This window comes from Paenibacillus sp. FSL K6-2859 (genome assembly GCF_038008265.1).
GTDB classification, from domain to species: Bacteria; Bacillota; Bacilli; order Paenibacillales; family Paenibacillaceae; genus Paenibacillus_AQ; species Paenibacillus_AQ nitricinens.
Genome location: NZ_JBBOYU010000001.1, coordinates 5,971,484 through 5,996,491, shown reverse-complemented (window position 1 = coordinate 5,996,491; position 25,008 = coordinate 5,971,484). Strand labels below are relative to the sequence as shown.

Here is a 25,008-nt window from a genome sequence, read left to right as displayed (position 1 = left end):
AATGGGATTACTTATGTCTAAATACGAAACGGTCATCGGCTTAGAGGTTCACGTAGAGCTTCATACCAACTCCAAAATCTTTTGCGGATGCTCCACTGAATTTGGAGCCCCGCCTAACACGCATACCTGTCCTGTCTGCCTGGGTCACCCTGGCGTATTGCCAGTGCTCAACAAACAAGCGGTAAATTACGCTATGAAAGCAGCGATGGCGCTGAACTGCACCATCGGTGATGTTAGTAAATTTGACCGCAAGAACTATTTTTACCCCGATTCTCCGAAAGCCTATCAGATCTCACAATTTGATCAACCTATCGGTTTGAACGGCTGGATTGACATTGAAGTCAATGGAGAGACCAAACGGATCGGCATTACTCGTCTACATTTGGAAGAGGATGCGGGTAAGCTGACGCACGTAGATGGCGGTTTTGCTTCGCTTGTCGATTTTAACCGGGTGGGAACTCCACTTATCGAAATCGTATCTGAGCCAGACTTGCGCTCCCCAGAGGAAGCTCGTGCTTATCTGGAAAAAATCCGTGCCATTATGCAATACTGCGACGTATCGGATGTGAAGATGGAAGAAGGATCGATGCGCTGTGACGCGAACATCAGTCTACGCCCAGAAGGCCAAGAGGAATTCGGTATTAGAGCAGAGCTTAAGAACATGAACTCCTTCCGCGGTGTGCTGCGTGGACTGGAGTATGAACAATATCGTCAGGCTGAGATCCTGGATGATGGTGGAGTAGTTGTACAAGAGACTCGCCGCTGGGATGAAGCCCAAGGGAAAACTTTATCTATGCGTGGGAAAGAGGAAGCGCACGATTATCGTTACTTCCCAGATCCGGATCTGATCGTGCTGCATATTGACGATGCCTGGAAAGAATCCATTCGTTCGACGATCCCGGAATTACCGGATGCAAGACAAGCTCGCTACAGTGAAGAACTGGGTCTTACAGCTTATGATGCTGGTGTGATCACTTCCTCTAAACCTTTAGCGGACTTTTTCGAAGAATGTCTTACTTATACGCAGGATGCCAAGGCTGTAGCTAACTGGATCATGGGTGAACTGCTTGCTTATTTGAATAGTAATAACCTGGAATTGTCTCAGGTCAAAATTACGCCACAAGGGCTCGGGGAAATGATTGGCCTCATTGCAGGCGGAACAATCAGCAACAAGATCGCTAAAACGGTATTTAAAGAAATGCTAGAAAGCGGTAAATTGCCTGCTGCAATCGTTGAGGAAAAAGGTCTGGTACAAATCAGTGATGAAGGTGCCATTAAAGGAATTGTGGAAGCTGTCGTAGCTGCTAATCCACAATCAGTGGAAGATTATAAAGCAGGTAAACAGAAAGCAATCGGTTTCCTCGTAGGACAAGTTATGAAAGAAAGTAAAGGTAAGGCAAATCCAGGTCTTGCGAATAAACTTCTGATCGAGGTATTGAGCAGCTAAACCTTGTATTTCTCGTATAAACGCTTGCCGTCCATAAAAGGACGCCAAAGGTGTTTAGACTTGGGGTAAAATACTTATGTAATAAGCTAAGGGCTTGTCGGCAACGGCAGGCCCTTAGCGGCATATAAGGGGACTAGTAGGGATGAATACAATTATTAAGCTAAACCTCCAGGATGATAGTACCATTAATGAACTATGGAGCCTCCAGCATAAGGCCTACCGACTAGAAGCTGAATTAATAGGGTTCCGTGAGATCCCACCACTCATGGAGACGAGAGAGATGCTCAGCCACTCTAAAGAGGGTTTTTACGGCTGCTTTGATGAAGATGAAGAACTGATGGGTGCTATTGCTATAGAAGAAGAATCCCCGGGTAAACTCACGATTACGCGGATGATGGTGGGACCGGACTTTTTCCGTAGAGGGATTGCAAGCAGTCTTTTGGAATATGTATTTGAACATTTTTCAGGGATGGAGCAATATATCGTATCTACGGGGAAGCTAAACTTGCCTGCCGTATCTTTGTACAGCAAGCATGGTTTTGTACCTATGGGATCGCAGGAAGTTGCTCCCGGTGTGGAATTGATTGATTTTTATCGGAGTGGTTCACTTTGAAGAAGCATTTACACAGATCGTTGTTTACGAAAGGAGGAGCCGAGATATGACAAATGACTCTGCAATGCTCTCAGCGCAGGAAGAGCAGCGGGGTTCAGCCGTTCTTGAGACTACGGAGAGTGAGATTCAGAAGAAGATAATCCCTCCACGTCCAAAGCGGCGCCGCCGCAAACGCAAATTTATCGCTGGACTATTGGCAGCTCTCATCCCAGGAACTGGGCACTTATACTTTGGGCTTCTCCGCAAAGGAATTACCTTTATATTCTTGATACTATTGGATATCTCAGCTTTAATATATTTCTCATCCATTGGAATGCAGATTAATGTTCCATTGCTGATTTTACTTGCACTAATTATTCCGGCGATATATTTCTATAATGTGTATGATGTACTGCAATCAGCGGACAAGATTCTTCGTTACCCTGAAGATCAAGAGCTTGATGATCCTATGGCAAATATAAATACACCTCCTAAGCGTCGTAGCATCGTCAGTGAACCTGGCGTATCCTTTGGATTTCTACTTCTTTTAGGGGGAGCAGTTCTCATTTTGTTTCGCCAAAAGCCGGCATGGCTGCAATTTTTTATTGAGCATTACTCCGAAGTGGCCGTGTCTGCCGTTTTATTATGTGGTGGTATATATATAGGAGTAAGAGAAATTGTCAGAGGAATCGTTTCGCGCAAAAAAAATGAGTCTCATAACCGGCGTGTAGGAAGATATACAGCATCGGTCTTGCTTATTGCTATTGCCATCCCGTTGTTTCTGGATTGCAGAGACGGGTCGGATTATATGCTTTTACTCTTGAAGTGGTGGCCGGTCATCCCAGTGTTATGGGGGATTGAGTTCCTGTTCATGTATTTCTTCTCTGGTCGTTCAGGCTTTGTACAAAAGGGAACAAGAATCAGATTGGATTTACGCGGCCTTTTATCTGCTATATTGCTTGCTGCGAGTGTGTTTATCGTTGCCGAACAAGAACATTATTTATATCTGTGGAAAAATGTGAGTCTCAACCTTACAGCAGCTGCAGTCGACTATGGCGAGGCGAAGGGAAGCAAATTTCAGAAAGCTCCGCTTATTGTTCCAGTGAAGTTAAATACAGCTAAAATATCCGTTGATGGTATTAATGGGGATATTTTATTGCATCGGGCACCTGTAGATAATATTCAAATTACTACTACAGTTTGGGTAGATCAATTGGAGGGTCCGATGGCTGAAGCCATTTCGGAGCAGTCCTTTGTGAACGTTGTTGAAGGACCAACCATAAAAATCACTTCAAACAGCAAGGCTTATGGAGAATCAGGTAAGCGTCAGCCGCGAATGGATTTGGACATTTCTTTGCCGGAGGACCGCCGGTTTAACCTCGATGTTCGTACTATGAATGGTGGGATCACCCTGCAGAACATAGAAGCGATCGAAGATATTTCGCTGGAAACGGGGAATGGAGAACTTATTCTTCATCGTATCTTTGGTAATGTGAAAGGCAAAACACTGAATGGAGCTGTGCGTGCGAGATCCGTCCAGGGCAGTGTTGATTTATCAACGAGCGGTGGCAATATGAATGCATGGAATGTCACAGGAGCCTTGAAATTATCAACGGCAGTTGGCAATATCGGTGCATCCGGGAATGAAGCCGAGATCGATATTTCTAGCAAAAATGGTAATTTAGAGATTGATGGAGCTAGGTCGAAGCTGCATGCAGAATCCTTGAATGGCATCATTGATGTTCGTTCACATGAAGTCGGAGGAGACTGGGACATTTATAGTGCAGTTGGCGATATTCAATTGTATTTGCCGCAGTTAGGGAACTATAAGTTGAATGGCTCAAGTGGATATGGCGATATTATTTCAGATTTACCTATCTTAACCATTGATAAGAAGAAGATATCTGGTGAAGTGGGCACAGGTGAGTTCAAGATTCAGGTTGAGGGAAACAGCAACTTAAATGTGAGAGGTTATTGAAAAAAGTAATTTTTCTTATATAATAATGAATATAATGTATCGACTTCGTTGACAAGATTGAAAACCCAGTCTTACAATTATAAGAAATATTTTTTTTATTTTTAAATTTAAAAGGCGGTGACAGTCATGGGGAGTGGCGTACAACATGCATTGGAACAATTAAAAACAACAGGTGTCCGTATAACGCCCCAGCGTCATGCGATTCTCACGTATTTGATGGAAGCAATGAATCATCCTACAGCTGACGATATATATCGGGCATTAGAGCCTAAATTTCCGAGCATGAGCGTGGCAACCGTATATAATAATCTCAAGATGTTTATGGAAGCTGGCATGGTTCGTGAGTTGACCTATGGGGATAGCTCCAGCCGTTTTGATGCCAATGTGTCTGATCATTATCATGTTATCTGTCAACAATGCGGTAAGATTGAGGATTTCAGTTATCCTTCGCTTAGGGATGTAGAGCTGCATGCTGAGCAAGCTACAGGCTTTAAGATTACAGGATTGCGTATGGAACTGCATGGATTTTGCGAAAGTTGTAAAGAGAAGCAGCATTAAGACTAGAATAGAACGGTGTCAAGGTGATATACCAAGTGGCCACAATAAACGTGCGAAATCCGAAAGCGGAGGACTCACGTTTTTATTTTTATAAAAATATAAAGACGACAATGTCGTTTCTACTTGAATATAACAATTTGTAGGATAAATGACTATTTTCTACTGGTTATACGAAACCAAGTGGATGTTATAATCGTAATGTTAGAATCTATTAAAAATCATATTATTATCTGGAGGATATATTTTGGACAGAAGACTGGGACAGAGGCGCGTCAAAAAGCGCGGAGGTTTTTTTAGGCGTTTATTTGGACTCTTAATCATTGTAGCAGCAGCATATTGGGTAGTGTTTTATGTATTGCCAAATCGTCAGCACATAGATGTAGATTGGAAAGCTCAAGCGCATCCCATCTTTGTAAAAGGAGAGCATACAGGTTATTCTGCCTCTGGAACTGGGGATAGCATGCTATTACCATTACCATTGTTGCAAGAGTATGTGGATCCTTCCATTCGTTATGAAGAGAAGACCAAATCGGTCATTTTATCAACGGATAGTGAGCTCCTTTACATGCAGGAGGATAAAACTGATGCTAGTCTGAATAATCGTCCGTTGCAGCTGCGGTTAGCGCCTGAAGTAAAGGAGAAAGTGACCTACCTTCCTGCGGATGTATTAGAAGATCTATATGGGTTTGAAATACAGGAGGATACAAATACCGGAGCAATATTACTAATGACGGCAGGAGAGTCTGTCTCGCTAGGAAAAGTTAAAGGTGAAAAAGGCGACAAGTCAGTAGCTCTACGAAATGAGGCATCCATTCACGCACCTATAGTTGCGGATATGTCTCCAGGGGCAGTCGTGAATATTTGGAATGAAGAAAATAAGGACTGGCTATTTGTACAATTAAGCAGCGGGTATGCAGGTTATGCCAAGGCAAGTGACATTGTTCGGGATGGTCAAAAGACAGTGGAACCGAAAAAATCCACACCAACACGTGCTGAACGTAACTGGAAAGGGAAGTCAGTGAATTTGTATTGGGAGGCTGTTTACCAACGCAAACCTAACCCAGAAACCTTCGGTGAGCTACCAGGCGTTAACGTGGCTAGCCCCACCTGGTTTAGTATTATAGATGGTGATGGCAATGTGCGCAGTCAGGCCGACAGTGCGTATGTGCAGTGGGCGCATGGGCGCGGATTAGAGGTATGGGGGTTGCTTAGCAATAGCTTCGAGCCAGACATGACTACTGAGGCATTGTCCACCTATGAGAAACGGATGAATGCAATCGTGCAGATCTTAGAGTATTCGGATTTATATAATTTGGATGGAATTAATATCGATTTTGAGAATGTGTATACGAAGGACGGAGAGAATGTCACTCAATTTATGAGAGAGCTAAAACCGATGGCTCAGGCTAAGAATCTAATCGTCTCCATAGACGTGACACCTAAATCTAATAGCGAGATGTGGTCAGCATTCCTTGATCGTAAGGCTCTGGGGTCATTAGTCGATTATCTAATCGTGATGGCTTATGATGAACATTGGGCGGCTAGCCCTATCGCGGGCTCTGTTGCCTCCTTACCTTGGGTAGAGAATTCAATAAGCCGGATCATAGAGGAAGACAATGTGCCGCCTGAGAAGATGATTTTGGGGATCCCATTGTACACCCGCATCTGGACTGAGGCACAAGTAGATGGTAAGACAAAGGTAAGCTCCAAATCGGTTAGTATGAATGCCGTTGAAAAAATTATCAAAGAGAAGAAGCTAACTCCTACATTTGATAAGGATGCTGGGCAGAATTACGTAGAGTACAAGGAAGATGGCGCTCTTAAGAAAATATGGATAGAAGATAAGGTGAGCTTAAAATCAAGAGTTGAGCTTGCTGAGTCCATGGGGCTTGGAGGCATCGGATCATGGAATCGGAGCTTTAGCAATCCGTCAGCATGGGAAGCATTACAAGAGATTCATAAGTAATCATAATTATTTATAGCAAACAAAGAGGCTCCCATATCGGGGGCCTCTTTGTTGTATTAGCAAATATTTGAGTGCATTTTAACTAGTTAGTAATGAGCCTCTGTAAGGTGTGTTTAGCGGTTTAGTTGCTGATGCTCAAGCTGATCCGCAGTAATGGTGGCCTCAGCAGGATCCATAGTAAGAATGGTGTGACAGAACATACAGCGGTCTGTTTTACCGAGCATCTTGGTCAGCTTGTGACATTCAGGGCACTCTAGCTGAACAGCACTCGTTGAGAGCATACCAGCCCAGAAATAGATCGCAAGACTTGCCATCATGGAAATTAAACCGATTACAAGTCCGATTCCGGCGAATACTTTCCCGGTTGATCCCCAGAATACGATGCCTGCTGTACCCAAAACCATAAGTCCCATTCCGAGCATTGTGAGCAGTAATCCCCATGTGCGAAAAGCGTTGATCTTAGCCGTTTTAAACTTCATGAGTGTTTGCTCCTAACTAAATATAGTTGGGTTGTCCAGAAGGAACTGTCTTTCATATGTAGAATAATAATTATAACTGAATTATAACTGACTGGACGCAAATTCGCCAAATTTAATGGAGGGAAGCATGGAATTATCCAATGTAACTTTGTTGAGTGGAGAAACGTTTGAAGAAAATGTTTTAGGAGCTGTCGCTTTGCGGCAGAAAGGGAGTACTCCTTTTCAAAGCGCACTACTTCACGATTTTGATATGGTTGTGTTAGTTTTACATGAGGAACAGGATTTAGAACGTATTGTTCGCCACACCATTGCCGGTGACACACGGACCCAGTCAGTCCATATTGGCCTTTCCGCTTTGGAGAGGGCTGTCATGGCGGGAGATAATAACGAGCTCCTTACTAGTTTGATGATTGGGGAAGTGATTTGGGATCCCAAAGGAATACTAGGGGATATGCGACGGGAGATTTTACAATTTGAAGGGCCTCTTAAGGAACGAGTGGAGTTCATGGAGTTTGCACGATTCTTGCATTTGTATATGAAATCTAAACGGTATATAGAAGCTGGCTACATTATGGATTCGTATAACTGTGTATTGATGGCACTATATCATTGGGCAAGAATAGAAGTGAGTGAATCTGGTTCATTTCCAGAGCCGGCTATTTGGGAGCAGGTTAAAAGTATGAACACCTCAGTCCATAAACTATATGAGGAACTAACCATCAGCACGGAGACCTTAGAACAAAGAGTAGAGCTTGTACTTCTAGCGTGTGAATTTGGGATCATGTCCAAAATGACGGATTGTTGTGCATTGCTTTTTAATATTCTGAATAGCCGTAAGGAAGCGTGGAGTATAAAAGAATTACTACAGCATTCTGGCCTGTGTCAATTAGAGGCTGAGTTGCCCCTAGTTTTACGAAAGCTTGTTTCTCGATCGCTAATCCGTGAGATTACTTTATGGGCTGACGGTCATGGGGGAGAGGGTCATGCGATCCGATATACCTTATAGAGAAGAAATTAGATGCAGGATTTGCCGGTAATCTATAGATAAAATAAGTAGGGATAGGGAGAGGCTAAGCACTCTCTTTTTTGTTTGCACGCTATTATGAAACGCTCATATTTATTCTAATAAATTTATGGTTGACTCTTTCATAGTTCATGTGTTAAATTATAACTCGTCCCTCTGACACAGAGATGTGCTTTCGAAAACATTCGAAAGACAACCGAAAAAAGAAATTAAAAAAAAGGTTGACTAAAACGAGGATGCTGTGATATATTATAAAGGTCGCTGCTGAACAACACAACGACGAAACAAACAGCTTGATCTTTGAAAACTGAACAACGAGTGAGTAGGAAATCACAAAAGTGAAATCCAAAAAAAAGAGAATTAATTTTCTCGTCAGATGTTTCAAAATGAGCATATCGCTCTTTTCAATACTAATTGGAGAGTTTGATCCTGGCTCAGGACGAACGCTGGCGGCGTGCCTAATACATGCAAGTCGAGCGGAGTTATTTTGAAAGCTTGCTTTCAAAATAACTTAGCGGCGGACGGGTGAGTAACACGTAGGCAACCTGCCCCTTAGACTGGGATAACTACCGGAAACGGTAGCTAATACCGGATAATTTCTTTTTTCTCCTGAAGAAAGAATGAAAGACGGAGCAATCTGTCACTGAGGGATGGGCCTGCGGCGCATTAGCTAGTTGGTGGGGTAACGGCCCACCAAGGCGACGATGCGTAGCCGACCTGAGAGGGTGAACGGCCACACTGGGACTGAGACACGGCCCAGACTCCTACGGGAGGCAGCAGTAGGGAATCTTCCGCAATGGACGAAAGTCTGACGGAGCAACGCCGCGTGAGTGATGAAGGTTTTCGGATCGTAAAGCTCTGTTGCCAGGGAAGAACGTCCGGTAGAGTAACTGCTATCGGAGTGACGGTACCTGAGAAGAAAGCCCCGGCTAACTACGTGCCAGCAGCCGCGGTAATACGTAGGGGGCAAGCGTTGTCCGGAATTATTGGGCGTAAAGCGCGCGCAGGCGGTCATTTAAGTCTGGTGTTTAAACCTTGGGCTCAACCTGAGGTCGCACTGGAAACTGGGTGACTTGAGTACAGAAGAGGAAAGTGGAATTCCACGTGTAGCGGTGAAATGCGTAGATATGTGGAGGAACACCAGTGGCGAAGGCGACTTTCTGGGCTGTAACTGACGCTGAGGCGCGAAAGCGTGGGGAGCAAACAGGATTAGATACCCTGGTAGTCCACGCCGTAAACGATGAGTGCTAGGTGTTAGGGGTTTCGATACCCTTGGTGCCGAAGTTAACACAGTAAGCACTCCGCCTGGGGAGTACGGTCGCAAGACTGAAACTCAAAGGAATTGACGGGGACCCGCACAAGCAGTGGAGTATGTGGTTTAATTCGAAGCAACGCGAAGAACCTTACCAGGTCTTGACATCCCTCTGAATCCACTAGAGATAGTGGCGGCCTTCGGGACAGAGGAGACAGGTGGTGCATGGTTGTCGTCAGCTCGTGTCGTGAGATGTTGGGTTAAGTCCCGCAACGAGCGCAACCCTTAACTTTAGTTGCCAGCAAGTAATGTTGGGCACTCTAGAGTGACTGCCGGTGACAAACCGGAGGAAGGTGGGGATGACGTCAAATCATCATGCCCCTTATGACCTGGGCTACACACGTACTACAATGGCCGGTACAACGGGAAGCGAAGCCGCGAGGTGAAGCCAATCCCATCAAAGCCGGTCTCAGTTCGGATTGCAGGCTGCAACTCGCCTGCATGAAGTCGGAATTGCTAGTAATCGCGGATCAGCATGCCGCGGTGAATACGTTCCCGGGTCTTGTACACACCGCCCGTCACACCACGAGAGTTTACAACACCCGAAGTCGGTGGGGTAACCCGCAAGGGAGCCAGCCGCCGAAGGTGGGGTAGATGATTGGGGTGAAGTCGTAACAAGGTAGCCGTATCGGAAGGTGCGGCTGGATCACCTCCTTTCTATGGAGAATCGTTTCCTGCAATGGAGACATTCAAATCGGAAGTTAAACTTCCACAATCTCAGGTTTAGGCCTGTTACTCACTCGTTGCTCAGTTTTGAGAGTTTAAGCTCTCAAGTAAGACTTGATCCTTGAAAACTGGATACCGAAACGAATTTGCGTTTTAGAACATCTTTTAGCAACTTGTGCAAACAAGTAAATGTTATTAGTGAGATTTTTCTTAGGAAAAATCAAGGTTAAGCTAATAAGAGCACACGGAGGATGCCTAGGCGCCAGGAGCCGACGAAGGACGTGGCGAACAACGAAACTGCCTCGGGGAGCTGTAAGCAAGCTTTGATCCGGGGGTGTCCGAATGGGGAAACCCAGCTGTGGTAATTCGCAGTTACTCATCTCTGAACACATAGGAGATGTAGAGGCAGACCAGGGGAACTGAAACATCTAAGTACCCTGAGGAAGAGAAAACAATAGTGATTCCGTCAGTAGCGGCGAGCGAACGCGGAACAGCCTAAACCTAAGAGCTTGCTCTTAGGGGTTGTGGGACGTCTCACATGGAGTTACAAAGGAATATGGTAGGTGAAGAGGTCTGGAAAGGCCCGCGATAGAGGTAAAAGCCCTGTAGCCTAAACTGTGTTCTCTCCGAGACGGATCCCGAGTAGTGCGGGGCACGTGAAACCCCGTATGAATCCAGCAGGACCATCTGCTAAGGCTAAATACTACCTGGCGACCGATAGTGAAACAGTACCGTGAGGGAAAGGTGAAAAGCACCCCGGAAGGGGAGTGAAATAGAACCTGAAACCGTGTGCTTACAAAAAGTCAGAGCCCTATTAATGGGTGATGGCGTGCCTTTTGTAGAATGAACCGGCGAGTTACGTTTAACATGCAAGGTTAAGTCGAGAAGACGGAGCCGCAGCGAAAGCGAGTCTGAATAGGGCGAATGAGTATGTGGACGTAGACCCGAAACCGTGTGATCTACCCCTGTCCAGGGTGAAGGTGCGGTAACACGCACTGGAGGCCCGAACCCACGCATGTTGAAAAATGCGGGGATGAGGTGGGGGTAGCGGAGAAATTCCAATCGAACTCGGAGATAGCTGGTTCTCCCCGAAATAGCTTTAGGGCTAGCCTCGGTATAAGAGTAGTGGAGGTAGAGCACTGATTGGGTGCGGGGTCCGCAAGGATTACCAAGCTCAGTCAAACTCCGAATGCCATATACTTATTGCCGGGAGTCAGACAGTGAGTGCTAAGATCCATTGTCAAAAGGGAAACAGCCCAGACCATCAGCTAAGGTCCCCAAGTGTGTGTTAAGTGGGAAAGGATGTGGAGTTGCACAGACAACCAGGATGTTGGCTTAGAAGCAGCCACCATTGAAAGAGTGCGTAATAGCTCACTGGTCGAGTGACTCTGCGCCGAAAATGTAACGGGGCTAAACACACCACCGAAGCTATGGCTAGATACGTATGTATCTGGGGTAGGGGAGCGTTGTATGTGGGTTGAAGGTGTACCGTAAGGAGCGCTGGACAGCATACAAGTGAGAATGCCGGTATGAGTAACGAAAAGATCAGTGAGAATCTGATCCGCCGAAAGCCCAAGGTTTCCTGAGGAAGGCTCGTCCGCTCAGGGTAAGTCGGGACCTAAGGCGAGGCCGAAAGGCGTAGTCGAAGGACAACAGTTTGAAATTACTGTACCACCGTAATCCGCTATGAGCGATGGGGTGACGCAGGAGGGTAGTGACGCGGACTGATGGATATGTCCGTCTAAGCAGTGAGGCTGATGTGTAGGCAAATCCGCACATCGTTAAGGCTGGGCTGTGATGGGGAGCGAAAATTACAGTAGCGAAGGTCATGATCTCACACTGCCAAGAAAAGCCTCTAGCCAGGAGAAGGTGCCCGTACCGCAAACCGACACAGGTAGGCGAGAAGAGAATTCTAAGGCGCGCGGAAGAACTCTCGTTAAGGAACTCGGCAAAATGACCCCGTAACTTCGGGAGAAGGGGTGCCCCGGTAGTGTGAATAGCACGAGGGGGCCGCAGTGAAAAGGCCCAAGCGACTGTTTAGCAAAAACACAGGTCTGTGCGAAGCCGCAAGGCGAAGTATACGGGCTGACGCCTGCCCGGTGCTGGAAGGTTAAGGGGAGTGGTTAGGAGCAATCCGAAGCTATGAACCGAAGCCCCAGTAAACGGCGGCCGTAACTATAACGGTCCTAAGGTAGCGAAATTCCTTGTCAGGTAAATTCTGACCCGCACGAATGGCGTAACGACTTGGGCGCTGTCTCAACGAGAGATCCGGTGAAATTTTAATACCTGTGAAGATGCAGGTTACCCGCGACAAGACGGAAAGACCCCATGGAGCTTTACTGCAGCTTGATATTGAATTTGGGTACGATCTGTACAGGATAGGTGGGAGCCGTAGAAATCGGAGCGCAAGCTTCGGTGGAGGCGCCGTTGGGATACCACCCTGATCGTATCTAGGTTCTAACCTAGTACCGTAATCCGGTACGGGGACCGTGTCAGGCGGGCAGTTTGACTGGGGCGGTCGCCTCCTAAAGAGTAACGGAGGCGTTCCAAGGTTCCCTCAGAATGGTTGGAAATCATTCGAAGAGTGCAAAGGCATAAGGGAGCTTGACTGCGAGACCTACAAGTCGAGCAGGGACGAAAGTCGGACTTAGTGATCCGGTGGTACCGCATGGAAGGGCCATCGCTCAACGGATAAAAGCTACCCTGGGGATAACAGGCTTATCTCCCCCAAGAGTCCACATCGACGGGGAGGTTTGGCACCTCGATGTCGGCTCATCGCATCCTGGGGCTGAAGTAGGTCCCAAGGGTTGGGCTGTTCGCCCATTAAAGCGGTACGCGAGCTGGGTTCAGAACGTCGTGAGACAGTTCGGTCCCTATCTGTCGTGGGCGCAGGAAATTTGAGAGGAGCTGTCCTTAGTACGAGAGGACCGGGATGGACGTACCGCTGGTGCACCAGTTGTTTCGCCAGAAGCATGGCTGGGTAGCTACGTACGGACGGGATAAGCGCTGAAAGCATCTAAGCGTGAAGCCCCCCTCAAGATGAGATTTCCCAATTAGTAAGACCCCTTGAAGACGACGAGGTAGATAGGTTGGAGGTGGAAGTGCAGTAATGCATGGAGCTGACCAATACTAATCGGTCGAGGGCTTATCCTATACTTAAAACGCAAATTCAATTCGGATTCAGTTTTCAGGCATCAAGCCTGGTATGAATATTCCCTGATAGCTCAGTTGGTAGAGCACTCGACTGTTAATCGAGTTGTCACAGGTTCGAGTCCTGTTCGGGGAGCCATATGGAGAGGTGTCCGAGTTTGGCCGAAGGAGCACGATTGGAAATCGTGTAGGCGCCACAAGCGTCTCGAGGGTTCGAATCCCTCTCTCTCCGCCACAAATTTTTACTTAGTATGGCCCGTTGGTCAAGGGGTTAAGACACCTCCCTTTCACGGAGGTAACATGGGTTCGAATCCCATACGGGTCACCAAATTTTCACTTGATTTTACATAGTGGACTTTGGTACAATAACAATTGTTGTTTATGGAGGCTTAGCTCAGCTGGGAGAGCATCTGCCTTACAAGCAGAGGGTCGGGGGTTCGATCCCCTCAGCCTCCACCATATTCATTTAAGAACGACGCGGGGTGGAGCAGCCCGGTAGCTCGTCGGGCTCATAACCCGAAGGCCGCAGGTTCAAATCCTGCCCCCGCAACCAATTTTCATCAAGAAATTATATCTTTTGGAACCGTGGTGTAGTTGGCCTAACATGCCTGCCTGTCACGCAGGAGATCGCGAGTTCGAATCTCGTCGGTTCCGCCATTTTTACCTTGGCTCGATAGCTCAGTCGGTAGAGCAGAGGACTGAAAATCCTCGTGTCGGCGGTTCGAATCCGTCTCGAGCCACCATGATTTTCACAATAGAATGAGTGCCATGCCGGTGTAGCTCAATTGGTAGAGCAACTGACTTGTAATCAGTAGGTTGGGGGTTCAAGTCCTCTCGCCGGCACCATCCTTGGAGGATTAGCGAAGTGGCCAAACGCATCAGACTGTAAATCTGCTCACGTAAGTGTTCGGTGGTTCGAATCCATCATCCTCCACCAGTTTTAGGGGCATAGTTTAAAGGTAGAACAACGGTCTCCAAAACCGTTGGTGTGGGTTCAATTCCTGCTGCCCCTGCCAAATTCTTTCTAAAGTTTAATATGGCGATCGTGGCGAAGGGGTTAACGCACCGGATTGTGGTTCCGGCATTCGTGGGTTCGAGACCCATCGGTCGCCCCATTTACTTTAACAAAGAAGAATGGCAACGAATTTCAGTTTAATATGGCGACTGTGGCGAAGGGGTTAACGCACCGGATTGTGGTTCCGGCATTCGTGGGTTCGAGACCCATCAGTCGCCCCATTTTACTTTAAAATGTTATTGGGGATTAGCCAAGCGGTAAGGCAACGGACTTTGACTCCGTCATGCATAGGTTCAAATCCTATATCCCCAGCCATTTTATGCGGACGTGGCTCAGCGGTAGAGCATCGCCTTGCCAAGGCGAGGGTCGCGGGTTCGATTCCCGTCGTCCGCTCCATATTTTACATGGCGCCATAGCCAAGTGGTAAGGCAAAGCTCTGCAAAAGCTTTATCCCCAGTTCAAATCTGGGTGGCGCCTCCATTAAGTTCATATGTGCCGGCGTGGCGGAATGGCAGACGCGCTCGACTCAAAATCGAGAGGGAAACCGTGGAGGTTCGAGTCCTCTCGCCGGTATATCAAAAAGGTTTGTAAAGTCGCTTGTATAAGCAACTTTACAAACCTTTTTTCTTTGTCTTTGAGCTTTTATTCTTAAGCCGTTGAATTAGAGGCGTCTCTAATTCAACGGCCTTTTTGTGTGGAGTGTTGTTTTATTGACTGCTTAGGCGGAATGCTCGTGGAGTGAGACCAATTTCACGTTTAAACATATTGCAAAATTGGGCGTCATTCACAAACCCAGCAGCAGCTGATACTTCAGAGATATGCATTTGGGTATGTTGCAAGAGAGACTTTGCATAATCCAGACGTTTCAATAGTAGATAGCGTAGAGGTGAAGCACCGAATCGCTCTTTAAATAAATGGCGGAAACGATCATAGCTGTATCCAGACATCTCAGAAAGTGTTGCGACCGATAGCTTATGGCGGTAATGCTCATTCATATAGTTTAGAACATATTGGACTCTGTCTTCCGTTGGCGATTGAAACCCAGATGCGCTAAGAAGCCGTATCAGATGAACAGTGATTTCGCTCATTTGCAGGTTCAATAGTTCAGAGAATCCATCTTGTTTGCGCGTAAACTCTGCTTTCATTCGAAGCAAGATCTCTAGAACAGTATGGTCTTTATCATCTTCATATACGCCTTGCAAATTCTCCATATTTGGGTGATTTGAATGGAAGCCTACAAATAGTATAGTAGCATCCTCGCGATGATTCTCGTCATGTTTATGATTGGGTGGTATCAGCGCGAATGAAGAAGAACGAAAATGATAACTTCGCGAACCTACATTAGTAGTTCCTAATCCGTTTAAATAATAGACTAGTTCATAACATTCATGCTGGTGTGGTGGAATATAGGTATTAACCTCATGTGTTGCATTTACAATATATAGAACACGATCCATGATGACCCTCCATTAATTATGTTTTAGCCGAATCGCACAAAAATATGACCGAAATCATATAATTATTTTCATTAATATTTGATATGATCGTATCAATAAATCCGGAAATTAGCAACCTGACTGGCCATATCGTTCGGGAATTAGTCGGATTATTTGTGAAAATGATAATTTTATCTCTATTTTAGAGTCTATTTGTTAAAATCATTGAAATATTAACAATGTAACCTGCAATATGAGAGTTTCCATCTAAATCGTGAAACATACAACGGACTAAGAAGGAGAATCTCTCAAATTACTAACCAACTATAAATAGGGGGAATAGAAAAGTGAAAAAGAAAGTTCTTTCTTTGTTGTTACTAGTAGTAATGGTAATGGTCACAGCCTGTGGAAATAATACGTCGAGTAATGGATCTTCCGCGAATGTAGGATCTAATGCTGCTGAAGGTGGAGAAACAGGTTCAGGGGATAAACTCAAGGTCGTGCTATTGATTCCAGGTACGCTTGGGGATAAATCATTCTTTGATTCTGCGAATAGCGGTTTGCAAAAGGTTAAGGATGAACTGGGTGCAGAAACAAAGGTTGTAGAAATGGGTGTCGATAAAACGAAATGGGAGCCTACGTTTAACGATATCGCCGCTGAGGACTGGGATGTTATTATTTCTGGCGGATCGGAAATTACAGAGATGTTTAATGCAACGGCTGAATTATATCCAGACAAAAAATTCATTAACTATGATACCGATATAGATGAAGCACCAGAGAATATGTACAACATGTCTTATGCGACAAATGAAGTATCTTTTCTGGCAGGTGCTGTAGCAGCACTAGCTACTCAATCTGATATGGCTAATGCTAATCCTGAGAATGTGATCGGATTTGTAGGCGGCATGGACATTCCAGGAATTAACGCTTTCTTGGTTGGCTACATTCAGGGCGCTCAATATGTTGATCCTGAGGTGAAGGTCGCTGTATCCTATGCTGGTGATTTCGTTAACCCGGCTAAAGGTAAGGAGCTTTCGTTGATTCAATACAACTCCGGTGTAGATGTTATTTTTAACGTAGCTGGCGGTACAGGTCTTGGGATCTTTGATGCAGCTAAAGAGAAGAAGAAATACGCTATTGGCGTAGACTCCGATCAGGCGATGTTGCTTAACACAACAGATAGCGAAAAAGCAAACTTGATTGTTACTTCTTCTATTAAAAAGATTGATATGGCTATTTTGGGTGCCGTGAAGAAATTACAAGAGGGTACGCTTGAAATGGGTAAACGTGATGTGTTGAGCTTTGTAGATGATGGTGTGGGCATTGCAGAAAATGATATCTATAAAAATATCTTCCCTGCCGATCTTCAGGCTAAAGTTGAAGAAGTGAAGCAAAAGCTGATCAACAAAGAAATTACAGTAGATAATGCAATGGGAATGGAAACCTCTGAAGTAGAAGCCATTCGTAACGCAGTTAAGCCTTAAGTATAGCTATAAAGTGATAAACCTACAGTTGGAGATTCTTCTTTCAGAAGAATTCCAGCTGTATATTTTTGCAGACCTCCAAGTCGAAAGGCGTTGAGACCTATGAACAAAGCTCTGCTGGAAATGCGGGGAATTACCAAGGTGTATCCCAATGGTGTCGTTGCAAATAAAGACGTGCATTTTTCTTTACGTGAGGGAGAAATTCATGCGATTGCGGGCGAGAACGGCGCTGGTAAATCAACTTTAATGAAGATCATGTTCGGCATGGAAGAGCCTAGTGAAGGTGAAATCTACATCAAGGGTGAAAAAGTGAAGCTGCAATCTGCTCAGGATGCCATTGATAGAGGGATTGGTATGGTTCACCAGCATTTTATGCTGGTCCCTTCTTTTACGGTAGCAGAGAACATGGTGCTGGGCATGGAACCACGTAAGGGCGTCGGCATCCATTATGCAGAAGCTGTACGCATGACCGAAGAGACTGCGAAGAAATACAATCTGGCAGTGGATCCAAAAGCAAAAGTGGAGGATCTCACGGTTGGTATGAAGCAAAAGGTTGAAATTCTGAAGGCGCTGCTGCGAGGTGCAAAAATCCTCGTTCTGGATGAGCCGACCGCAGTGTTGACCCCACAGGAAACAGAGGAATTGTTCCGGGAGCTTAAGCAGTTAAGAGAGCAGGGACATACGATTGTTTTTATTTCACACAAATTGAAAGAAGTGAAAGCGATCTGCGACAGAATTACGATCATGCGTAGTGGACGTAGTGAAGGTATCTTCCAAACGAAGGATGTCACGGAGCAAGAAATCTCACGCCTTATGGTGGGCAGAGACGTCGTGTTGAAATACGACAAGGAGATTCTGTCTATTAGCGAGCCGGTACTCACTGTGCAAGGTCTAGGTGTAAATGATGCACACGGCAAAGCGTTGCTAACAGATATCAACTTTGCAGTACGCGTAGGACAAATTATCGGGATTGCTGGTGTAGAAGGGAATGGGCAGACACAGCTCATTGAGGCTCTTACAGGTAGCCTAAGAGGGGTCTCAAGCCAAGGCTCTGTGCTAGTGAAGGGAAAAGATATTCGTGAATCGGATATTTTGGATATTCGTAAGCTAGGCGTTTCCTATATCCCAGAGGATCGGATGCATCAAGGGATAGCCAGTGATGCGAGCATAGCGGATAATCTGCTGTCTACTCAGTATCGTACAAAAGCTATGAATAAAGGTCCCTTTTTAAATGGATCACGAATTGCCAAGCTTGCAGTATCACTTGTAGAAGAATTTAAAGTCCGCTGTTCGGGACCTTCTCAGCCAATAGGAATGTTATCAGGTGGTAACATGCAGAAGGTAGTAGTGGCAAGAGAGTGTTCTACAGAACCGCAACTGCTTATTGCAGAGCAGCCGACAAGGGGCGTGGATATAGGCGCGGCGCAGTTCATACATCAAAAGCTGTTGGAGCTACGCTCAGACGATTGCGCTATTTTGCTAGTGTCAGCAGACTTAAATGAGATCTTGGAGATCAGCGATAGTCTACTAGTGATGTATGAAGGAAAGATTGTTGCCTTTTTCGAGGAGCCTTCCAAGGTTAGTGAAGAAGAATTAGGGCTTTATATGCTAGGGATTCATCGACAGGACGAGGAGCAAATCAGGAGGGCCGTAAATCATGTTTAAAGTAAAATATTTTGAATACATTCGAACATCGGCAGTCATCGTAATTGCACTCGCTATTGCTTTTCTGATCATCTCATTGGTCAGCAATCAGCCGGTGAAGACAATTGGGATATTCCTATTTGAGCCGCTATCCAGTAAAGGCCATATCGGTAATGTGATTGAGATGGCCATTCCGCTCATGTTCACTGGATTAGCAGTTTCTTTGTTGTTCCGGGCAAATATGTTCAACTTGGGAGCTGAAGGGATTTTCTATTTCTCCGGTGTTGTGACTTCCGTGTTGGCTATTCATTTAACGCTGGACGGGTGGCTTCATCCGATCGTAGCTATTGCTGCGGGTTCTATTGTAGGAGCGTTGCTCTCGGCAATACCCGGCATCCTCAAAGCCAAATGGAATGCCAATGAGCTGGTTACATCCTTGATGTTCAATAATATTTTGTTTGGAGTAGGTTTATATCTATTGAACTATCACTTACGTGATGCAAAAGCATTTGCCAATGTATCCTACAAATTCGAGAAAACGGCACTGCTGAGTAAAATGGTACCTGGCACCCGTATTCATACCGGACTTATTATCGTTATCGTGCTTATTATTGCAGCACATTTATTCCTATACAAGACTAAATGGGGATATGAGCTGCGAATGACAGGCATCAACCGGAACTTTGCACGTTATTCAGGCATGAAGACCGCGAAGGTTATTATACTGGTTCACTTGATTGCTGGTTTTATCGCGGGGATGGGGGGTTCCGTAGAAGTGCTAGGGATGTACAACCGATTCCAATGGACCTCGTTACCAGGTTATGGTTTAGATGGTGCTCTTGTAGCGATGTTAGCCAAGAATAATCCGCTATCCGTAATCGGTGCAGCATTATTCCTTGCGTATATCCGGATCGGAGCCGATATGATGGCACGTCTGTCTGATGTACCTTCAGAGATGATTTCTATTATACAGGCGATTATCATTCTTCTCATTTCGGCAGAGCAATTTCTGAAGTTCTGGAAAAATCGGATGCTCTTGAAGGAGGCGAAGGAAGCGTGAACAGCTTATTTGATGTAATTTTTACGACTGACTTTGCGTTTTCTGTTCTTCGGGTGACGACACCGATTCTATTCGCCGCATTGGGAGCGTTAATCTCTAATAGGGCTGGTATCATCAACATTGGTATGGAAGGCATCATGCTTGTCGCGGCGTTAGCCGGTGTCATTGTAAGCAGCTACACGCATAGTGCGTGGGTAGGTTTACTTGGGGCCGTGATGTCCGGAACACTGATCGCTGGAATATTAGCTTTTTTCACACTGAAATTCAAAACACATATCATTCTCGGCGGTGTAGCTATTAATATGTTCGCTTCTGGAGGAACCGTGTTTATTCTTTATTTACTTAGTGGAGATAAGGGATCTTCTACTTCTCTGGCGAGTAAAGTGCTGCCTAGCGTAGACATTCCTTTGCTGAAGGATATTCCCGTGCTGGGGCCGATTTTATCAGGGCATCACATTTTGACCTATGTATCTATCATTGCTGTGTTTGTTGTCTACTATCTCTTAAACCGTACACCGCTTGGTCTGCGCATTCGTTCAGTGGGTGAAAATCCACACGCAGCTCAATCTGTAGGTGTAAGTGTTGTGAAAATACAGTATATGGCTTTGCTGCTTAGTGGATTTTTCGCTGGTTTGGGTGGGGCATACATGTCGATGGGTTACCTGTCACTGTTCACTCGCGATATGATCGCTGGTCGGGGCTGGATTGCCATTGCGGCAGAGTCTATGGGGAGAAGTACGACAGTAGGTACGGCGTTAACTTCTCTTTTATTTGGTACCGCAGATGCATTGTCGAATGCGCTTCAGGTGCTGAAAATTCCTGCGGAGCTAATCGGCACGCTTCCTTATGTAGCAACGGTAATTGGACTAGTGATCTATGCCGTATCTGAGACACGGAAGAAGAACAAAAAACTTAAAAGCCCGCTAATGAAATAGCGATAGAAATAACGAGGATTTATACAACTAAGGAGTGAATGACTATGCGAACACCTATTATTATTGACTGCGATCCAGGGCATGATGACGCAATCGCTATCCTGCTTGCAATAGCAAATTCGGAGAAGCTGGATCTGCGCGGGATTACAACGGTTGGTGGAAACCAGATCCTCGATAAAATTACAGAAAACGCACTTAAAGTGATCAGCTTTGTGAATGCTGATATTCCTGTAGCCAAAGGGGCTGCGGGTCCGCTGTTCGGCAAGCTTGTTACAGGTGAGGAAGCACATGGTGAATCAGGCATGGACGGCCCAATGTTGCCACCAAGTAAATTCCGGCCTGTAGAAGAAGGCGCTGTGGAATTTATGCTGAATATTATCCGTTCTTCGGAGGAGAAGATTACGCTCGTACCGATGGCTCCTTTAACAAATATCGCCCTGCTAATCACTGCTTATCCAGAGATTAAGGAAAGAATTGAAAAGATTTCACTGATGGGCGGAGGAATTTCTTATGGAAATGTAACCTCTACTGCGGAGTTTAATATCTATGTAGATCCTGAAGCCGCTCGTATCGTATTTGAATCGGGTATTCCGATTACGATGAGTGGTCTGGATGTGACTGATAAGGCAGCCATTTTCGAAGATGAGATCGCAGCATTGAAAGAGCGTGGGCCAGTGTCCACTATGGTCGGAGAGCTGTTAGATTTCTATTCGATCTTCGGAAAGAAAATGGGCTATGTCGGTAGTGCACTGCATGATCCATGCGCCGTAGCTTGGCTCTTGCATCCAGAACTGTTTGAATCCGAGCATCTATATGTAACGGTAGAGACAGAAGGCAAGCTAACACGTGGAATGACGGTTGCAGACAAACGAAAGAAGACAGATCGTCCAGCAAATGTAGAAGTTCTGGTGGGAGTAGACCGGGAAGCATTTATGAAACTGATCTTTGATTCACTGGAAAAGCTAGATCAAGAGCTGCTTGCGGCTGAAGGGAATTAACCTATGGCAGGATGGGAGAGACTTCAAGAGACGGTTCAGTTTGAATTGGTTCAGCGTGGAGAAGAAGGCTGCAAGATTGACGGCTTCGCGGATAAACTAGCTGCTGCAGGTGCCGATGAGATTAAGCTGATGCAAGTATACAACGAGTTGATGGAGCTCACGGTTGCTGAGGACTTTCCTTATGAAGAGCCATCTTCACTGGAGGAGATTCGTCGTCTTCGTCCAGAAGGTCCACGCAAGCTTGAGGCTGACTGGAGCGAAGCAGAATGGAGAGATAAGTTCTACGGAGCTTGGCTAGGTAGAAGCGTCGGTTGCGCACTTGGCAAACCACTGGAGTATTGGGACTACCTCTACGGTAAAGATGGACGCCCGGGCTGGGAGAATATTGAGCTGTGGTTCCGGGGTGCGGACGCATGGCCAATTACTGGTTATACGCCTGGGCATTCGCGGGCAGAGGTAGAATATGGCCTTGGTTTAAGCGAATGGACTTACGCTAGTACCAGCGAGACTATTAAGTTTATGGAGAGCGATGATGATATTCGTTACACGGTTCTAGGCCTTATGTTGCTGGAGCAGAAGGGGCTGGACTGGGATTCTTGGGATATCGGGAAGCTCTGGCATAAATATCTGACATATGCTCAGGTATGTACGGCAGAGACACAGTCGTATATGAATTTTGCACAGGAGACGTCTCATCTGCATGGTGAGAAGCCTGCGGATTGGTTGGCGCGGCAGGAAAGAGTGCGGATGCACTTAAATCCTTACCGGGAATGGATTGGTGCGGCAATACGCGCAGATGGACTAGCTTATGGTGCGGCAGGACACCCTGAGCTTGCAGCGGAGCTAGGCTGGCGCGATGCTTCTTTCTCACATGTGAAGAACGGGATCTATGGCGAAATGTTTAATGCGGCGATGATTTCGGCAGCTTTTGCTGAAAAAGATAACGAGCGTATTCTTGAGATTGCTCTTAGTGAGATCCCTAGTACTAGCCGTCTGACAAGTGACGTTCTACGGGGTATAGATATTGCACAGAAGGCCAAGAGTGAGCGTGAATTAGTGAGTAAAATTTGGGATACATTCAGTCATTATGATGCGGTGCATACCAATAATAATGCAGCTCTTGTGGCTGCTTCGCTAGTCTATGGCGGGAATGATTTTGAAAAAGCGGTCGTTACATCCGTTTACGGCGGAATGGATACAGACTGTAATGGTGCTACAGTTGGTTCTATTATGGGAGCGAAGCTTGGAGCAAGTGTGCTGCCGGCTTCGTGGGTTGAACCGCTCCATGATACGCTATATGCGGATCTGCCTGGGTTCCATCCGATAGCGATTTCGGAATGTGCGGAGCGAAGCTATCAGGTGTTCTTGAAGATTCGCAAGGAGCTTGACGGAAAGTCTTAGATCAGGGAATGCGAATAGAAAAAAAAGGATGTCTTAAGCTATCGAGCTTAGACATCCTTTTTTTCGTAGCTATCTAGTTCTTGAAATAGATGTAACAGGGGTTTAGGAGTTAGGTAACAGGAGAATCCTGATTTGAAGAGGGAGTTGTACAGTAATTTATTAGGGAGATAAACTCTTAAAAATAGCCCGGTATAAAGGGTTTTTATGTTATCACTATTTTTTCCTGATATATCATTTGAAGAAAAATGATGACACAGAACATAAAATGCCTTATTATTTAAAGAGATTTTTAGTAAAACAGTTTTTAAATAATTATAGTACAAACCTTGGCTTAGAAGGTTCCAGTATAAATGGAAAGGAAGGGGGAGTTTGCAATCCTATCGCTGAGTGGGGTGAGTAAAGCCTTCAAGCTGAAGGACGGCATGTATCAGGCGGTGGATGATGTATCGCTGGATGTGAAGAAAGGATCGATTCACGGGATTATTGGTGAAAGCGGTGCAGGGAAATCCACACTGCTGCGACTAATTAATCTGCTGGAAAAGCCGGACCAAGGGACAGTAACCGTAGAAGGGCAACATTTAACCGGAATGCCGAGTAAACAGCTGCGGAAAGCTAGGGAAAAGATTGGGATGATTTTCCAGCAATTTAATCTGGTCAATAACGTCACGGTAAGCCGCAACATTTCGATCCCTCTGGAACTGGCAGGGGTGCCGAAGCGTGAACGGATGAAGCGGGTGAAGGAATGTCTCGATTTTGTCGGATTGGCTGATAAGGCAGAGCAATATCCCGCACAGCTAAGTGGAGGACAACGACAACGTGTGGCGATCGCCCGGGCGCTTTCTAATAGTCCAGGACTATTGCTATGTGACGAACCAACATCCTCACTAGATCCAGGAACAACTGCGGATATTCTGAATGTCCTGAAGCATATTAATGGGGGCCTTGGGGTTACTGTAGTGATTGTTACGCATGAGATGGATGTTGTCAAAAGCATTTGCACGCACGTATCCGTAATGGAAAAGGGTCGAATCGTAGATTCGTTCTCTCGCGATGACGGTGATTTCCGGCCTGCTGCAGTTCGTACTGGCTCGTACCGGGATCAAATTCTGGGTAAAGCGGGGGAAACTCATGTTTGATAGTGTACTTCAATATCAGGCACAGATGTGGGAGTCGATTGGAGAAACTTTTATAATGGTCGGCATTTCTGTTGGTGCCGCACTGCTGCTGGGGCTTCCACTCGGGACGTTGTTGTTCTTTTGCCGAAAAGGGCAGCTCTATGAGAATAAAACATTGTCACTGGTGCTTAACAGCATCGTAAATATTATCCGTTCATTTCCATTCCTGCTGCTTGTCGTTGCACTTATTCCCGTCACTCGTTTCCTTGTCGGAACTGCGATTGGAACAATGGCAGCCACGGTTCCATTATCCATAGTTGCTATTGCTTATTACTCTCGTCTGGTGGAGCAGTCTTTGCTGGAGGTTCCTAAAGGAGTCATAGAAGCGGCGTTGTCTATGGGAGCCTCGAAGCTGGGGTTGATCTTTAAATTCCTGTATGTAGAGGCCCGTTCGGGTCTGGTGCTCGGGCTTACTACCTCTACCATTAGTTTTATCTCTTATTCGACCGTAATGGGGGTTGTTGGAGGGGGCGGGGTTGGCGATTTTGCGATCCGTTATGGCTATCAGCGTTTTGAGACTGAAGTGATGATCTATGCGATTGTTGTGATGATTGTATTAGTTCAGATGGTTCAATTCACAGGAGGAACGGTTTCGCGGCTGTTAGATAAGCGTTGATCGTTTACCCTTCATTGCAAAGCATGGAAATACAAATTTGTTTACTATATAAAGCGGGGGTTAGTCGTA

16 protein-coding genes, 16 tRNA genes and 2 rRNA genes are annotated in these 25,008 nt (G+C 45.8%); 32 read left to right on the top strand and 2 right to left on the bottom strand.

What is annotated here, in order from left to right:
* Nucleotide 1: 1 nt before the first annotated feature.
* The 5 genes from gatB to MHB64_RS26650 all read left to right on the top strand — a co-directional run bounded on the left by gatB (nt 2) and on the right by MHB64_RS26650 (nt 6,541).
* Complete coding sequence (gene gatB / locus MHB64_RS26670) at nt 2–1,447, top strand: Asp-tRNA(Asn)/Glu-tRNA(Gln) amidotransferase subunit GatB (RefSeq protein ID WP_094878638.1); 1,446 nt, start codon at nt 2–4, stop codon at nt 1,445–1,447.
* A gap of 142 nt (nt 1,448–1,589) precedes the next feature.
* The gene (locus tag MHB64_RS26665) at nt 1,590–2,060 is read left to right on the top strand and encodes a GNAT family N-acetyltransferase (protein ID WP_094872402.1); all 471 of its coding nucleotides are present in this window, start codon (nt 1,590–1,592) and stop codon (nt 2,058–2,060) included.
* Nucleotides 2,061–2,106: 46 nt separating this feature from the next.
* On the top strand, nt 2,107–4,017 hold the full coding sequence (locus MHB64_RS26660; RefSeq protein ID WP_341135742.1) for a DUF4097 family beta strand repeat-containing protein: 1,911 nt from the start codon (nt 2,107–2,109) through the stop codon (nt 4,015–4,017).
* 126 nt (nt 4,018–4,143) lie between these two features.
* On the top strand, nt 4,144–4,575 hold the full coding sequence (locus MHB64_RS26655; RefSeq protein ID WP_094872400.1) for a Fur family transcriptional regulator: 432 nt from the start codon (nt 4,144–4,146) through the stop codon (nt 4,573–4,575).
* A gap of 244 nt (nt 4,576–4,819) precedes the next feature.
* The gene (locus MHB64_RS26650) at nt 4,820–6,541 is read left to right on the top strand and encodes a glycosyl hydrolase family 18 protein (RefSeq protein ID WP_341135741.1); all 1,722 of its coding nucleotides are present in this window, start codon (nt 4,820–4,822) and stop codon (nt 6,539–6,541) included.
* Between the two features lie 113 nt (nt 6,542–6,654).
* On the opposite strand, the gene MHB64_RS26645 is transcribed toward MHB64_RS26650, so the two are convergent.
* The gene (locus tag MHB64_RS26645) at nt 6,655–7,020 is read right to left on the bottom strand and encodes a DUF2614 family zinc ribbon-containing protein (RefSeq protein ID WP_094872397.1); all 366 of its coding nucleotides are present in this window, start codon (nt 7,018–7,020) and stop codon (nt 6,655–6,657) included.
* Nucleotides 7,021–7,147: 127 nt separating this feature from the next.
* On the opposite strand from MHB64_RS26645, the gene MHB64_RS26640 reads away from it, so the two are divergent.
* From MHB64_RS26640 to MHB64_RS26550, 19 genes are all read left to right on the top strand, one after another.
* Nucleotides 7,148–8,026, top strand: a complete 879-nt coding sequence (locus MHB64_RS26640; RefSeq protein WP_341135740.1) for a nucleotidyltransferase-like protein — start codon at nt 7,148–7,150, stop codon at nt 8,024–8,026.
* Nucleotides 8,027–8,455: 429 nt separating this feature from the next.
* Nucleotides 8,456–10,013, top strand: a 16S ribosomal RNA gene (locus tag MHB64_RS26635).
* A gap of 233 nt (nt 10,014–10,246) precedes the next feature.
* Nucleotides 10,247–13,175: ribosomal RNA gene (locus tag MHB64_RS26630) — 23S ribosomal RNA — on the top strand.
* The 16S and 23S rRNA genes sit together here with 16 tRNA genes alongside, the layout of an rRNA operon.
* A 60-nt stretch (nt 13,176–13,235) precedes the next feature.
* Nucleotides 13,236–13,311: transfer RNA gene (locus MHB64_RS26625), tRNA-Asn, on the top strand.
* A 3-nt stretch (nt 13,312–13,314) separates the two neighbouring features.
* A tRNA-Ser gene (locus MHB64_RS26620) sits at nt 13,315–13,407 on the top strand.
* Nucleotides 13,408–13,425: 18 nt separating this feature from the next.
* Nucleotides 13,426–13,500 (top strand) — tRNA-Glu (locus tag MHB64_RS26615).
* 55 nt (nt 13,501–13,555) lie between these two features.
* A tRNA-Val gene (locus MHB64_RS26610) sits at nt 13,556–13,631 on the top strand.
* A 17-nt stretch (nt 13,632–13,648) separates the two neighbouring features.
* Nucleotides 13,649–13,725 (top strand) — tRNA-Met (locus MHB64_RS26605).
* Between the two features lie 26 nt (nt 13,726–13,751).
* Nucleotides 13,752–13,829, top strand: a tRNA-Asp gene (locus MHB64_RS26600).
* Between the two features lie 10 nt (nt 13,830–13,839).
* A tRNA-Phe gene (locus tag MHB64_RS26595) sits at nt 13,840–13,915 on the top strand.
* A 27-nt stretch (nt 13,916–13,942) separates the two neighbouring features.
* Nucleotides 13,943–14,018: transfer RNA gene (locus MHB64_RS26590), tRNA-Thr, on the top strand.
* 5 nt (nt 14,019–14,023) lie between these two features.
* Nucleotides 14,024–14,109: transfer RNA gene (locus tag MHB64_RS26585), tRNA-Tyr, on the top strand.
* Between the two features lie 5 nt (nt 14,110–14,114).
* Nucleotides 14,115–14,188: transfer RNA gene (locus MHB64_RS26580), tRNA-Trp, on the top strand.
* Nucleotides 14,189–14,211: 23 nt separating this feature from the next.
* A tRNA-His gene (locus MHB64_RS26575) sits at nt 14,212–14,287 on the top strand.
* Nucleotides 14,288–14,332: 45 nt separating this feature from the next.
* Nucleotides 14,333–14,408 (top strand) — tRNA-His (locus MHB64_RS26570).
* 19 nt (nt 14,409–14,427) lie between these two features.
* A tRNA-Gln gene (locus MHB64_RS26565) sits at nt 14,428–14,502 on the top strand.
* Between the two features lie 6 nt (nt 14,503–14,508).
* Nucleotides 14,509–14,583 (top strand) — tRNA-Gly (locus MHB64_RS26560).
* 10 nt (nt 14,584–14,593) lie between these two features.
* Nucleotides 14,594–14,667, top strand: a tRNA-Cys gene (locus MHB64_RS26555).
* A 14-nt stretch (nt 14,668–14,681) separates the two neighbouring features.
* Nucleotides 14,682–14,760, top strand: a tRNA-Leu gene (locus tag MHB64_RS26550).
* Between the two features lie 134 nt (nt 14,761–14,894).
* On the opposite strand, the gene MHB64_RS26545 is transcribed toward MHB64_RS26550, so the two are convergent.
* A complete protein-coding gene (locus MHB64_RS26545; RefSeq protein ID WP_341135739.1) occupies nt 14,895–15,644 on the bottom strand; it encodes an AraC family transcriptional regulator in 750 nt (249 codons plus the stop codon).
* Nucleotides 15,645–15,970: 326 nt separating this feature from the next.
* Here MHB64_RS26545 and MHB64_RS26540 point away from each other — a divergent pair, with 326 nt between their 5' ends.
* The 8 genes from MHB64_RS26540 (at nt 15,971) to MHB64_RS26505 (ending at nt 24,939) form a co-directional block, all read left to right on the top strand.
* Nucleotides 15,971–17,110 (top strand): BMP family ABC transporter substrate-binding protein, encoded by a 1,140-nt coding sequence (locus MHB64_RS26540; RefSeq protein WP_341135738.1) that lies wholly within the window; start codon nt 15,971–15,973, stop codon nt 17,108–17,110.
* Between the two features lie 102 nt (nt 17,111–17,212).
* A complete protein-coding gene (locus MHB64_RS26535; protein WP_341135737.1) occupies nt 17,213–18,775 on the top strand; it encodes an ABC transporter ATP-binding protein in 1,563 nt (520 codons plus the stop codon).
* Nucleotides 18,768–19,814 (top strand): ABC transporter permease, encoded by a 1,047-nt coding sequence (locus MHB64_RS26530; protein WP_042131006.1) that lies wholly within the window; start codon nt 18,768–18,770, stop codon nt 19,812–19,814. The genes MHB64_RS26535 and MHB64_RS26530 overlap by 8 nt, the downstream gene beginning before the upstream one ends.
* Nucleotides 19,811–20,749, top strand: a complete 939-nt coding sequence (locus MHB64_RS26525; RefSeq protein ID WP_094874518.1) for an ABC transporter permease — start codon at nt 19,811–19,813, stop codon at nt 20,747–20,749. The genes MHB64_RS26530 and MHB64_RS26525 overlap by 4 nt, the downstream gene beginning before the upstream one ends.
* Before the next feature lie 44 nt (nt 20,750–20,793).
* Nucleotides 20,794–21,747, top strand: a complete 954-nt coding sequence (locus tag MHB64_RS26520; protein ID WP_094874517.1) for a nucleoside hydrolase — start codon at nt 20,794–20,796, stop codon at nt 21,745–21,747.
* Nucleotides 21,748–21,750: 3 nt separating this feature from the next.
* The gene (locus tag MHB64_RS26515) at nt 21,751–23,148 is read left to right on the top strand and encodes an ADP-ribosylglycohydrolase family protein (RefSeq protein WP_094874516.1); all 1,398 of its coding nucleotides are present in this window, start codon (nt 21,751–21,753) and stop codon (nt 23,146–23,148) included.
* 374 nt (nt 23,149–23,522) lie between these two features.
* Nucleotides 23,523–24,284 (top strand): methionine ABC transporter ATP-binding protein, encoded by a 762-nt coding sequence (locus MHB64_RS26510; RefSeq protein WP_094874523.1) that lies wholly within the window; start codon nt 23,523–23,525, stop codon nt 24,282–24,284.
* Nucleotides 24,277–24,939 carry a methionine ABC transporter permease gene (locus MHB64_RS26505; RefSeq protein ID WP_094874515.1) on the top strand — a complete coding sequence of 221 codons (663 nt, stop codon included), beginning with the start codon at nt 24,277–24,279 and terminating at the stop codon, nt 24,937–24,939. The genes MHB64_RS26510 and MHB64_RS26505 overlap by 8 nt, the downstream gene beginning before the upstream one ends.
* Nucleotides 24,940–25,008 lie beyond the last annotated feature (69 nt).